The sequence below is a fragment of the Niallia sp. NCCP-28 genome (assembly GCF_023168165.1).
In the GTDB taxonomy this organism is placed as follows: Bacteria; Bacillota; Bacilli; order Bacillales; family Cytobacillaceae; genus Niallia.
This window is the reverse complement of record NZ_BQYJ01000002.1, coordinates 328,935-341,905: the sequence shown is the minus strand read 5'-3', so window position 1 is coordinate 341,905 and position 12,971 is coordinate 328,935. Positions and strand designations below refer to the sequence as shown.

Sequence of the window (12,971 nt, the reverse complement as noted above, 5' to 3'; positions counted from 1 at the left end):
AAGGGATTTTGTCCCCGCCTACGGGAGTACAAGAGAAAACAAAAGATTTAAACTTGCCCCCAAAATCTTGGTTTCATTCCACTGATTTTAATTTATGCTGAATATCGTTCTTTTTCAATTTCTTTTAATGATTTCCCTCTTGTTTCAGGTGCCATAAAGAATCCTACTAATGCGGCTACTAATAGGAAGCCTACCATAATTAATCCTGCAATCTTGAATCCAAGCGCCGAAATCATTAATGGTACTACTAAGGAAATTAATCCTACAGAGACACGTGCTGTTGCGAATAAGAATCCTTGTGCTTTTGCTCGGTATTTTGTATGGAATAATTCGCTAGACCATAATCCGTAGAACGCTTGTGCACCGAATCCTGCAGCAATGCCCCAAAGAATAACGAATGTGAACAATTCAAACATTCCCATAGAGCCCAGGGACAACACTAACCATGCTGCAATTCCTAATACTGCTCCAATTGTATAAAGTATTTTTCGATTCATTTTGTCGCCAAATTTGATAAAGATAAAATACGTGGAAGCAACTGTTAGTATCCATAAGAATGCTTGCAATAGGTTGGCATGTGCTGCAGATAATCCACCAACAGTTTCATAAATAAATGGCATAAAGTATCCCATTACACCAGCAACCAAATTCCAGAAAACATAAATCCCTAATAATAGGACGATCGCTTTACGATTCGCTTTAATGCTGAACAATTCTTTAATTGGATTTGCAATTTTTTCGCCTTTTTTAATTTGCTCTTTTTCTTTTTGCTTTTCTTCTTCCCAAATAGTAGATTCATTGATTTGCTGCTGCATAACCCATGTAATTAAAGCGATTACAAATAATTGCGCAAAAATGATTCTGCTTCCTAATAAACCTAGTGGAGCCAATAATACAGAAAGTAATAATGAGATGGCTGGACCAACAGACCATGCAAGCTGTCCATACCCAATTCTTGCTGCTCTTTCATTATCAGGAGCTTCTTCCGCAATATATGTCCAAGCTGCAGGAATTGCTGCACCAACTGCTATACCAGTCACTACGTAGCCAATTAAAAGCATCGGGAAATTAAAGGAGAAAGTTATTAATAATATCCCTAACATATATACTAATAAATCATATTTATAAATAAACTTACGACCATACTTATCTACTAATATACCACCAAGCAATGCACCAATTGCAGATCCAAAGCCATTTGCACTTAATGCACCGAGCAAACCTAATTTAAAGTCATCAAGATTTAAATATTCCATCCAAAGCGTTAATCCACCTGCACCTGCAACAATGGATCCTGCTTCCAAGTAATTGGACATGGCTACTGTAATTGTCGCTTTTCTTCCACCCTTTTTGGTAGCTGTTGCCATTCTAATCATTCCCTTCTTTTCCATTTGCTTATTAAGGAATTAAGCTAAATAAAATACATTCTTTAATTCAGTAGATACAGGACTGTTATCTGGATTTGTCTCCATTAACGGCTCCATATAGTCCCACCATTTTCGGCATATTGCTGTTTCAGACATCTTGCTCCATTTTTCTTCATTTTCTACTTCTAAGTAGGCAAACAATCTGCCAGATGCTTCGTCTAGAAAAATAGAATAGTTGTGAACACCATGAGCTTTTAATGCTTCTTTCATTTCTGGCCATAATTCATCATGGCGGCGCTTGTATTCTTCATACTTATCTTTATACAGATACATGACACTTGCTATTCTTGAAACACTCATTTATTTCCCACCTTTCCCCATCTTCTGTTTATTTTGTTTTTCTTTTGAATGTTTATTTCATAGTTAAAATATAAAGGAATTCCCAACCTATTTCTAGGTGATAAAACAACGGAAGGGGGGTGAATTCTAAGGTTATTGTAAAGGTTTTCAAAAACATTCAAGATAACCCTTACAACCTCTTCATTAATAGACACTTTTAAAAAAAAGAAAGGTTATTCTTTGCGAATAACCTTTCTTTTTTCACCTATAAATATACTGAAACATTCCCTTAACCAGCCATGTTTTATAAACCAAACAAAATATTCATATCTTTATTTACTTTTGTTTTCATTATATGTTTTATTAAAATTCTCTCTGTACTGTGAGGGACTGTAGCCGTACCATTGCCGGAATAAACGACTAAAATACTTTGTATCTTGATACCCTAGCAAAAAGGAAATATCATAAATTTTAGCATCTGTTGTCTCCAGCATTTCACGCGCCTTCTTTAAACGGCACTTGGTAATATAGTCGAGAACTGTTTCACCTGTTTGTTCTTTAAAATAATGGCTGAAATAGGTAGGGCTCATATAAACATGCTGAGCAATAATTTTAATCGTAATACTTTCGCCAAGATGTTCTTCAATATACATTTTCGCTTTATGAATCGGATCCGTTTCATCTTCCTTCACTTGATTAATCAATTCCCTGACAGTAAACACCCAATTTTTAATTTTATCTGTCAGCTGATAGAAATTTGCTGTATTTTTCGTCAATGTTAATACCTCTTGAAATAATTCCCTTTTTTCTCGAAAGGCGTCTAATTCAATCCATCTATTCATCATTCGTATTCCTAATAATTGGACAGCCTCCTCAATAAATCTCGCTGATTTAAGATGATGAAGGTTTTTAAAATACTGTTCTAATGTCTCTGCTAGCTGCTGTTTTGTTCCATTCTCCAAACTGTATATAATTTGCTGAACATCTTTAACCAAGTCATTGCCAATGCTTTTTACATATTTTCCTTCTTCCCTTTCTAATTTTTCTAGCCAAAACACTTTATTGCTGCCATATACAATTCTATTTTGCATTAACTCTTCTAGCCTTTTTTTATTTTCAATAAATTTATCTAATGCAAAAAAAGATTCCCCGATTGCCATAGAAATGGTATTTCCCGCTTCCTTTTTTGCCTTATCCCTTATAAGATGGACCAGTTCTTCTGTAATGGACAGAATCTCTCCTTCTTGCGAAACAGCAACCAGCAGCCAAAAAGAAAAAAGATCCTCTTTCCACAGCCAAGTATCAGCTTGAGCAGAGGCAGCGAAATTGGATAAACAGCTTCTTAAAATGGCTTCCACTTCCTGATTTACTGATCGAATCCACCTCTTTAAATCTTTTGATAATGACTGCTTGATATTTTGATCAATGCTTAAATACAGCAATTGATATCTTTTATCTCCAAATAAGTAAACCCATTCTTTTTCATTCGGTTCTGCCATATATACTTGGCTTTGGGTTAAGAATTGGACCTGTTTTGCATAATTTAGTTCAGAAGCTTTATGTTCTAGATTCTTTATTTCCTTCTGCTCTGCTCTTTTTTTCTCAATTTTCTCCCTTATCCCCCCTAATTCTGCTGCCATTTGCGTCTTATTAATCGGTTTTAATAAATAGTTGGATACCCCTTGGCGCATAGCAGTTTGTAGATATGAAAATTGATCATATCCACTAATGATAATCGCTTCGAATTCCCATCCATCATCCTTTAATGAATGGACAAGCTCTAGACCATTCATCTCTGGCATCTGAACATCTGTCAACAGCAAGTCAAAGGAAAGGAATCCCTGCTTTATTCCATCATATGCTTCTTTGCCATCTGAAAACGTGCCGACAATTTCCCATTCGTCTCCACATGATTGTACAATGCGAATGAGTCGATTTAATATTTTCGGTTCATCATCGACAATAACCGTTTTAACTCTCTCCATTTTTTCCCCCTCCTTCATCGCCTATATTAATGAACTTCTCTATATTTGACTGGTCTATTAATGGAAGCTTTAATGCAACAAGCGTGCCTTTTCCTTGTTGGCTATCTATTCTAAGTCCATAATTCTCGTTAAACATCATCTTAATTCTGGCATGAACATTTGTTAGACCTAAGCCAGACTCTTTTGTAAAATAATCATTAGAATCCAGATTTTTATGAAGGGCTTGAAGTGTTTCTTTATCCATTCCTGGTCCATTATCTTTAATAACAATTAGCAATCTATCCTTGCATATTGTTATTTTAATTGAAATATGCAAAATATTTCTTTTAGACATTGCATACTTAAAGGAATTCTCGACAATTGGCTGAATAATAAATTTAGGGGTAAAATAAGAATCTACCAGCTTTTCCCCTTCCATTTGATAGGTTACTCTATCTTCAAAACGAATTTTTTGCAATGTTAAATAATTCTTAATATGAACCCATTCCATTTTTAAAGCCACTAAACTCTTGCCGTCACTTAAAGAATATCGCAGCATTTGCCCTAAAATAGCAATCATATCTGTTGCTGTTTCTGCTTCTTCTTCTTCAATCACGGCACCTATTGTTTCCAATGTGTTATACATAAAATGAGGATTTATTTGCGACTGCAAAGCATATATTTTCGCATCACGCTGCTGCAGTTCAATTTCATAATTTTTTTTGATCAATTCTCTTAACTGAACAAGCATTGATTGAAAACTATTTGCCAACTCTCCTACTTCATCCTTATTGCTGGGAGGAATTTTCACATAAAGGTTTCCCTTTTCCACTTCCTTCATTACTTTGCCTAATGAACCTATTGGCTTCGTCACAGACCATGCAATAAAAATAGATAAAGCCGTTGTCACAACAACAAGTAAAATAAAGATAATAATCACTACATTTTTTACGGCATCTGTTCGTTCTGTTAAATATTTCATTGGGATGCTATGGACTAGTATCCACTTATTTGCGCTGGATTGATTAATGCTGAATAAAATTTTCCCTTGATTATTCTCCGTTGTTCGAAAGCTGCCGTTTATCAGCGGATAATTCTTTAGTTCTTCATCTTTAGTTCCAATTAACGTTTGATCTGGATGATAAATAATATACCCATTTTGATCCATCAGCCACATTGTTGCTCTTTCTTCTTCATCAATATCATTTAGCAGTTTTTCTATAAATGCAACTTTTACCGCTAAAATCAGTGTTCCTAAACTTCCTCTATTCTCCATATCATCAATTTCATTTACTAATAAGATAAATGGAGAATGGTCTTCAAAGCGTAGATTTGTTTTATTAGGCAAAATAAGCGGAGAGGCTCCAGATAAATCATGCATTTCTCCAAAGGGAATAATGGATTTAGACATATTAAAACCAGTATAAGGGATTTTGGCGCTAATATAATTTCCGTTATTTGTTAATAAAAACGCCCCAATTATTTCTGATTTATTGCTGTCAAGATATGTTTTTGACAAGAAGCTTTCGACCGTATATTCATCCTGCAAAAAAGCAGATTTCTCCTTATACGGGCTGGTTCTAAGAATGGCCATCACATCACTGGAATTATAGATGGCATTAGACAGATCATTCAGCTGGCTAATCTCATTTTCTATATTTTTATTTGCTTGATTTAATAGTCTTGGTATATATTCGCCAACCTGCTCTTCTATCGCCTTTGTATTTTCGATATACGTAAAATATCCAATAATCGCCATTGGAATAGCCGTCAATATAATATAAGTAATAATTAATTTTATCTTTAACGGAGCCTGATTTAATCGCAGCAATTGATAAAGTTTAGAAATCATATTGATTGATGTTCTCCTTTGTAAAATCAATCGGTTGATCCATAATGATGCTGTCTCCCTTCAATCGAATAACACCAACATTAGAAATCGACATATTATCAGACAATTTATTTCCAAGCAAAATTTCTTTTGCAATGGCAACAGTTAAATATCCAAGCTTTTTGGGACTCCAAAGTGTACCGACTTCAATGGTTCCGTTTTGAATATAACTTCTTAAAAGATTGGGGCTGGATAATCCGACAACATAAATTTCTCCTACTTTCTTGGCATCTATAATCGCTTGCGCTGCGGCAGGAGGTCCTACAGAGGAACTGCCGATAATCCCTTTTATATTTGGATATTTCTTCATTATTTTTTTTGTAATCATATATGCTTTTTGTGGATCATCGTTTGATTCTGCAATTTCTAATAATTTCATATTTGGATAATTTTCTTTTTGCTGTATAATCATCCATTTTATCCACTCTTTTAATGTTGCTGCATTATCAGTGCCAGTTATAATGGCGTATTCTCCTTTTTCATTCATTCTTAATGAGAGTGTGTCCATTACATGTCTTCCTAAAATTTCTGGATCTACACTATTTACAAAGTACTGTCTATATAATGGATTTGTATCTGAATCCCATGTAAACACTTTTATTCCTTTTGCTTTCGCTTGTTTTAATACATTGCCCAACTTTTCAGGGTCGTTTGCTGATAAAGCGATGGCATCTACACCTTGCTCAATATAATCGGCTATTATTTTTTCTTGCTGCTTCCAATCTGCTATTAATGGGCCTGAATAGAAGACATGGACGTTTAAGTCTTCTCCTGCCTCCATTGCTCCTGCTTCTACTGCATTAAAATAGGGGATGCCGCTTACTTTCGGGATAACTGCAATAGTATATTTTTCTGTTTCTTTTTTATCCGATTGCTCAGTTTGCTTTCCCTCACTTTTATAAATAACTTCATAATTTTGTTTGAGGCTACCGTTGCATCCGCTTACAAAAAATAAGAGCGACAAAATAATCATTATTTTATAGGGCATTAATCTCACCTAATCTTTTTCTTTTATTATATATAAAAAACAAGTACAAAAAAATAGCTTTTGTTTTTTTTTATTTTCCCGCACTTCTCTTTTTTTTCAAACAAAAGCAAATAAGAGAGGATTAAATCCTCTCTACAGAGTGCAGACAGCAAGAATGCTGAGCAACGAAGAAAGCGGTGTTTATCGACAGCCCATCAATCTATTAAAATTACAGTATTTCCTTATACATTTCTATCACTTCTTCTTTCGTAGGCTCATATGGATTTCCTAAAGCGCATGCATCTTTTAATGCAAAATCAGCAAGTTTATCCAAATCTACTTCATTTACTCCTAGTTCAGACAATTTACTAGGAATGCCAACTGTCTTACATAATTCTTTAATCGCTTCAACTACTTCTTCTGCACACTCTTCGTCTGTTTTCCCTTCTATATTTAACCCAATAGCCTTTGCGATAGCAGAGAATTTTTTCGGATCACGCTTAGCATTCTCTCTTTCTACAATCGGCAGAAGCATCGCATTGCAAACACCATGAGGCAAATCATATACTCCTCCTAATTGATGGGCCATTGCATGAACAAAACCTAATCCTGCATTATTAAAGGCAATTCCAGCTAAAAACATTACATAAGTCATCTGTTCTCTTGCTTCTATGTCATGGCCATCTTTTACTGCACGGGGAAGGTATTCAAATATTATCTTTACCGCTGCTAGTGCAGTCGCATCTGTTACTGAATAAGCTCCAGGTGTAACAATTGCTTCTATCGCATGTGTTAAGGCATCCACTCCTGTAGCCGCTGTTAAGGCAGCAGGTTTATTTATCATAAGTTCAGGATCATTCACAGAGATGGCAACTAAACTATTTTTATCTACCATTACCATTTTTACTTGTCTTTCTTCATCAGTAATAACATAGTTTATAGTAAATTCACTAGAAGTTCCTGCTGTTGTGTTAACTGCTACAATTGGCACCGATTTATTTTTTGTTTTTCCGACTCCTTCATAACCCTTTATATGTCCTCCATTTGTCACTACCAAACCGATTGCTTTTGCAGTATCCTGCGGTGAGCCTCCACCAACAGATACAATAAAGTCGCATTCATTCTCTTTATATGCTAAAACTCCATTGTGAACATTTACTGTTGTCGGATTTGGCTGCACTTCATCATAGACTGCATATTCTACATTGCTTATTTCAAGCACATTCTTTACTTTGTCTGCAATGCCATTTGAATTTAAAAATTTATCAGTCACTAAAAGTGCCTTCTTAAATCCTAACTCTTGAATATGCGGGCCCACATCTGCCAAACAGCCAGCTCCCATTAAATTAGTGCTTGGAACATAAAATACATGTGAACTCATTGTTATTCCTCCCTGAATATATTGTTCATCATTTCACATATTTATTTAATAAAATGAAGGGCAATACTGCCCCACCACTTTATTAAATAGTTAAGATTCCCGCTTTTGGCTCTACATGAAAAGCCTTTGCCAATGCATCCAACTCTTTATCAGAAATGGTTTGCTTAATTTTAGATGAGTCTCCTATAATTGTGTAAATTTGCGCTGCCTTTTCTGCTGTTTCAATTAAACCAAACGTTTCGTCCATTGTTGTTCCAGCGCCAAATATACCATGATGCGGCCATAATACTAAACGGTGCGCCTTCATTTTGTCCGCTGTCTTCTGGCCGATTGCCTCTGTACCTGGAACCATCCAAGGAAGAATTCCAATTGCGTCTGGGAAAACTACAATACATTCCGTGCACATTTGCCATAACGTTTTTGTAAAGCTTGCTTCATCTAAATCATGCATAAATGTCATGGCAATAATATTGGTGGCATGGTTATGCATAATGATGCGGTGATTTGCATCTACTTTTAATCTCGCAATATGGCTCATAAAATGAGATGGCAGCTCACTTGTAGGATTGGATCCATCTTCAAATCCCCAAAGAACATAAATGTTATTTCCACTTTCATCCACTTTTACAATTCCTAACGTATTTTTCGGATCTCCTTTGACATTTTTGAAATATTTTCCTGAACCTGTCACAATAAAATATTTATTTGCCAACTCTGCTACAGGAAATTGCAGTGGAAGTGTGCGTTTAACTTGATTTACATCTAAATATCTAGAAACTTCTTCTTCCTGCAGCAAATAGCTAATATTTCCTCCATTCCTTTCATCCCATCCTAATTTCCACAGATTAAATGTTGCTTCACGCATTTCTTTTACAAATGGCGCTTCTAAAATATTTTCTTTTTGAATGGCAGTAATCATTTTTAACTCTCCCTTTTGTTTTTATCTATTTTTTTATAAATCTGCTGGATATTATTTTGTTTATACTTTTATAATAAGACCAAAACAAAAATAAATCAACATAAAACAAATAAAAACAGATAAGTTTATGAACTTTTTTTGTCTTTTATAATTTGATTTGTTTTGTTTATATTAAGCAATAAAGTAAAACTTCCATCAGCAGAAATTTTTCCCATCCCTGCTGATCGTTTCTTCATCCCTTAGGTGAAAGCAAAAGTCCATTAAAAATTGATAAGTTTATCCATATAAAAAACTGCTTCTAATTGTTAGCTTTTTTCATCTAACAATTAGAAGCAGTTTACTATGAAATGATTTTATATTTGCACTAGCTTCATATCCAATTCTTTTTCATCAAAATAAGTTTTATATGCTGCGGGTATATTTGTATCCGTAATAATTTGATCAATATCCTTTAATTCTGCAATATGGGCAAATGTTCTCGCTCCAAATTTCGAAGAATCCACTAATAATATAACAGAAGAAGCAATGTTCATCATCTGTTTTTTCAATAATGCCTGCCATTCATTGGCATCACTTAAACCGCCAGATAAGTCCACACCTTTGCAAGACAAAAATAATTTATTTACATGATATTTTTCTAAGGAGCGTTCTGCAAGTGGACCAACAAAAGATAAAGAATTTGATACTAACATGCCGCCTGTTGAAATTACTTTAATTTGGTCTTTTTTGCTTAATTCTAATGCTACTTTTATGGAATTAGTTATCACAGTTAAAGGCATATTAGGCAATTCTGCTGCCATATACCATGCTGTTGTGCTGCCGTCTAATACAATTTGTTCCCCTGCCTGAATAGTTTTAACCGCTTCCATAGCAATCGCTCGTTTTTCTGCTGCGTTTGTAACCTCTCTTACCATATACGGTATTTCAGTTGGTTCTTTGTCTAAGCTGACAGCTCCGCCATGACTTCTTTTTAATAGCTGATCTTGTTCCAGCTTTTCTAAATCTCTTCTTATTGTTTCTTCTGTTACTGAAAAAATTTCACTTAATTCAGTAACACGAATGCTTAACCTTTCATTTACTAATTCAACAATTTTTCTTCGCCGTTCTGCTACAAGCACCTAAAGTCGCCCTTTCTATTATCTTTTTCTTTATATTTACTTTTTACTATATCATATTTTTATTCTTTTCCGTATAAAAGCTTCGTTTGTTTTTGGTTTATCTTTAATTTATTTGCAGATACAGCATAAATCTTAATAAAACTAAAAAAGGCGAAAGATCCGTTTTTGGACTTTCGCCTTTTTTTACTATTCATTATCCTGCATTAACAGGCATGCTGTCATCTGTTTTGCTTGTTCTTTTAGAAAGAATATCTTCTTCATATTTTTTCACTTCAGTCAGCCATGTTTCACGTACAGGTACATTCATTTGTTCACAATAGTAATCCCAAATTGCACCAAATGGATATGTTTTAAACTCTTCCATTAATGCTAAACGATCAGTGAAGTTCCCTTCTTCTTGAAGCTGCTTTAATTTATCGTGTGGAAGCAATAATGCATTTAATAGCGATTTAATCATATTTCTTGTTCCAATTGTCCATGCAGCAACACGGTTGATGCTTGCGTCAAAAAAGTCTAGTCCAATAATTACTTTATTCAATGCATCATTGCGGACAATTTCCATACCGATTTCTTTTAGCTCGTCATCTAAAATAACAACATGATCAGAATCCCATCGCACAGGACGAGAAACATGCAATGCTAATTTATCAGAAAACAGCAGCATAGAAGAAATCTTATTAGAAACGGTTTCTGTTGGATGATAATGTCCAGTATCCAACAGACACAGTTTATTATTTTTCAGCGCATACCCCATATAAAATTCATGGGATCCTACAACATAAGATTCTGAACCAATTCCAAACACCTTACTCTCAACCGCATCTAAATTATATTGTTCATCTGTTTCCACAGCAAAAATTTTATCCAATGATTCTTTTAAACGTTTTCTCGGAGTTAGACGGTCACTTGGAATATCTTTATAGCCATCTGGAATCCAAATATTTGTTAATGCTGGTGTTCCTAATTCTTTGCCAAAATATTCGCCAATCTTTCTGCTGGCAATGCAATGCTGAATCCAGAATTCACGAATTTCTTCATTTGGGTGTGTTAATGTTAAACCTTCTGATGCTTTCTCATGTGAAAATAATGTTGGATTGAAATCTAGACCTAAACCATTTTCCTTTGCCCAATTTACCCAGTTCTCAAAATGTTTTGGTTCTAATTCATCTCTTTCTACTACTTTCCCATTTGTTTCTGCATAAATGGCATGCAGATTTATTCGATGTTTGCCTGGAATCAATGATAGCGCTTTCTCTAAATCGCTTCTTAGTTCTTGTGGATTGGTTGCTTTGCCAGGATAATTTCCTGTTACATCAATGCCGCCAGAAAGCTCACTTTGATTTACTTCAAAACCTGCAATATCGTCACCTTGCCAACAATGGATAGAAATAGGGATATTCTTTAATTTTTCTAGTGCCTCTTCTACATTCACTCCCCATTGTTCATATTGTTTTTTTGCTAATCCATAATTTTCTTTTATACTCATATTTGGCACGCTCCTTTTATTTAACTGGTTCATTTTCTTTTGCTTCGTATTTTTCTACTTCGAATGAATTTTTTATAATGTTTCTAGCTTCCAATATATCTTTTATTTCTCCCAACGCGATAAGTTGGGAAACAATATTGCCGATTGCCGTTGCTTCAATAGGACCTGCATATACACACTTTTTCGTAGCATCTGCAATTAATTGATTCAGCATTTCATTTTGGCAGCCTCCACCAATAATGTTGATGCTAGGAAATGTTTTTTCGAAAATTTCTTCTATTTCACTAATCGCTTTTATATAGCTGTCTACTAAACTACTGTAGACACATTTTGCCACTTCGCCTGGGGCAGTTGGTATAGTTTGATTAGTTTCGGCACAGTATTTTTGTATTTCTTCTATCATGTTTTCCGGCTTTAAGAAACGGTTATCATTGACATCCACAATTGAATTGAAATCCTTTGCTTCCCTTGCCAAGTCAACAAATTGTGCAAATGAATAGTGATTATCATAATTCCGTTTTACTTCTTGAATCATCCAAAGACCCATAATATTTTTTAAGAAGCGGTAGCGATAGTCTATTCCTCCTTCATTTGTAAAGTTATAGTCCAATGCCTTATTAATGCAGATTGGAAATCTGTTCTCCACTCCAATCAATGACCATGTTCCTGAGCTGATATAGATAGTTTCGTTAAGCTCTGGAATAGATATCACAGCAGATCCTGTATCATGAGTTGCTGGCGTGACTACTTTCATATCAAATCCAAATTCCTCTACAAGCTCCTCTCTCAAATTGCCTAATACAGTGTTTGGCAATTTGATGTCTTGAAACATGCTTGCATTTATGCCTAATGTCTCTAACAACTCTTTATCCCATTTTTTTGTAAATGCATTTAATAATTGTGTAGATGATGCATTTGTATATTCATTTGCTGCTTTGCCAGTTAACAAGTAATTAAAATAATCTGGAATCATTAAAAATGTTTTTGCTTTATCTAAAATTTCCGGATTATTCTTTTTAATAGAATATAGTTGGTAGATTGTATTAAACTTCTGAAATTGAATTCCTGTTTCTAAATATAATCTTTCCTTGCTGATTTTTTGAAAAACTTCCTCCATCATGCCATCTGTTCTGTCATCTCGATAAGCTACTGCCTCTGTCAGCAATTCTCCATTTTCATCAAGCAGAACAAAATCGACTGCCCATGTATCAATGCCAATGCTTTCTGGTTTAATCCCTAAATCATTGCATTTTTTTATGCCTATTTTTATTTCAGCGAATAATTTATTAACATCCCAACAATAATGCTGTCCTTTTTTGACAATATTGTTACTGAATCGGTGAATTTCTTCAAGCTGCAAATGGCCATCTTCTGAAAAACCTAAAATCAGCCTTCCGCTGGATGCACCAATATCTACAGCCAGTGTATATTTCCTCATTTTCCACCTCTCCTTGAAGCTTTATAGAAAACGTTTTCTTATTTTCATATTAACTTGTGGAAGCGGATAAAAAAATGACGTTATTTATCTTTTTTATTGTC

The 12,971-nt window shown here is 34.6% G+C and carries 10 protein-coding genes; all 10 read right to left on the bottom strand.

Translation table 11 applies throughout. The annotated features are described in order from the left end of the window. Positions 1-92: 92 nt before the first annotated feature. On the bottom strand, positions 93-1,367 hold the full coding sequence (locus NCCP28_RS06475) for an MFS transporter (RefSeq protein ID WP_248560583.1): 1,275 nt from the start codon (positions 1,365-1,367) through the stop codon (positions 93-95). A gap of 39 nt (positions 1,368-1,406) precedes the next feature. After that, the gene (rhaM, locus tag NCCP28_RS06470) at positions 1,407-1,727 is read right to left on the bottom strand and encodes an L-rhamnose mutarotase (RefSeq protein WP_248560582.1); all 321 of its coding nucleotides are present in this window, start codon (positions 1,725-1,727) and stop codon (positions 1,407-1,409) included. Between the two features lie 311 nt (positions 1,728-2,038). Further along, positions 2,039-3,691, bottom strand: coding sequence for a response regulator transcription factor (locus NCCP28_RS06465; RefSeq protein ID WP_248560581.1), 1,653 nt, complete (start codon positions 3,689-3,691; stop codon positions 2,039-2,041). Further along, complete coding sequence (locus tag NCCP28_RS06460) at positions 3,678-5,522, bottom strand: cache domain-containing sensor histidine kinase (RefSeq protein WP_248560580.1); 1,845 nt, start codon at positions 5,520-5,522, stop codon at positions 3,678-3,680. The genes NCCP28_RS06465 and NCCP28_RS06460 overlap by 14 nt, the downstream gene beginning before the upstream one ends. Continuing rightward, positions 5,512-6,549, bottom strand: a complete 1,038-nt coding sequence (locus tag NCCP28_RS06455; RefSeq protein ID WP_248560579.1) for an autoinducer 2 ABC transporter substrate-binding protein — start codon at positions 6,547-6,549, stop codon at positions 5,512-5,514. Before NCCP28_RS06455 ends, NCCP28_RS06460 begins: the two co-directional genes overlap by 11 nt. A gap of 208 nt (positions 6,550-6,757) precedes the next feature. After that, the gene (locus NCCP28_RS06450; RefSeq protein WP_248560578.1) at positions 6,758-7,909 is read right to left on the bottom strand and encodes an iron-containing alcohol dehydrogenase; all 1,152 of its coding nucleotides are present in this window, start codon (positions 7,907-7,909) and stop codon (positions 6,758-6,760) included. An 82-nt stretch (positions 7,910-7,991) separates the two neighbouring features. Then, the gene (rhaD, locus tag NCCP28_RS06445; RefSeq protein WP_248560577.1) at positions 7,992-8,828 is read right to left on the bottom strand and encodes a rhamnulose-1-phosphate aldolase; all 837 of its coding nucleotides are present in this window, start codon (positions 8,826-8,828) and stop codon (positions 7,992-7,994) included. A gap of 353 nt (positions 8,829-9,181) precedes the next feature. Next, positions 9,182-9,946: a DeoR/GlpR family DNA-binding transcription regulator gene (locus tag NCCP28_RS06440; protein WP_248560576.1), complete on the bottom strand. Its 765-nt coding sequence runs from the start codon at positions 9,944-9,946 to the stop codon at positions 9,182-9,184. A gap of 193 nt (positions 9,947-10,139) precedes the next feature. Beyond that, complete coding sequence (gene rhaA / locus NCCP28_RS06435; protein WP_248560575.1) at positions 10,140-11,432, bottom strand: L-rhamnose isomerase; 1,293 nt, start codon at positions 11,430-11,432, stop codon at positions 10,140-10,142. A gap of 16 nt (positions 11,433-11,448) precedes the next feature. Next, a complete protein-coding gene (gene rhaB, locus NCCP28_RS06430) occupies positions 11,449-12,870 on the bottom strand; it encodes a rhamnulokinase (RefSeq protein ID WP_248560574.1) in 1,422 nt (473 codons plus the stop codon). Between the last annotated feature and the right edge of the window lie 101 nt (positions 12,871-12,971).

Bases quoted from the DNA above. Each gene is read 5' to 3' on its own strand.
- NCCP28_RS06475 (WP_248560583.1), bottom strand. From the start codon at position 1,367: ATGGCAACAGCTACCAAAAAGGGTGGAAGAAAAGCGACAATTACAGTA.
- rhaM (WP_248560582.1), bottom strand. From the start codon at position 1,727: ATGAGTGTTTCAAGAATAGCAAGTGTCATGTATCTGTATAAAGATAAG.
- NCCP28_RS06465 (WP_248560581.1), bottom strand. From the start codon at position 3,691: ATGGAGAGAGTTAAAACGGTTATTGTCGATGATGAACCGAAAATATTA.
- NCCP28_RS06460 (WP_248560580.1), bottom strand. From the start codon at position 5,522: ATGATTTCTAAACTTTATCAATTGCTGCGATTAAATCAGGCTCCGTTA.
- NCCP28_RS06455 (WP_248560579.1), bottom strand. From the start codon at position 6,549: ATGCCCTATAAAATAATGATTATTTTGTCGCTCTTATTTTTTGTAAGC.
- NCCP28_RS06450 (WP_248560578.1), bottom strand. From the start codon at position 7,909: ATGAGTTCACATGTATTTTATGTTCCAAGCACTAATTTAATGGGAGCT.
- rhaD (WP_248560577.1), bottom strand. From the start codon at position 8,828: ATGATTACTGCCATTCAAAAAGAAAATATTTTAGAAGCGCCATTTGTA.
- rhaA (WP_248560575.1), bottom strand. From the start codon at position 11,432: ATGAGTATAAAAGAAAATTATGGATTAGCAAAAAAACAATATGAACAA.
- rhaB (WP_248560574.1), bottom strand. From the start codon at position 12,870: ATGAGGAAATATACACTGGCTGTAGATATTGGTGCATCCAGCGGAAGG.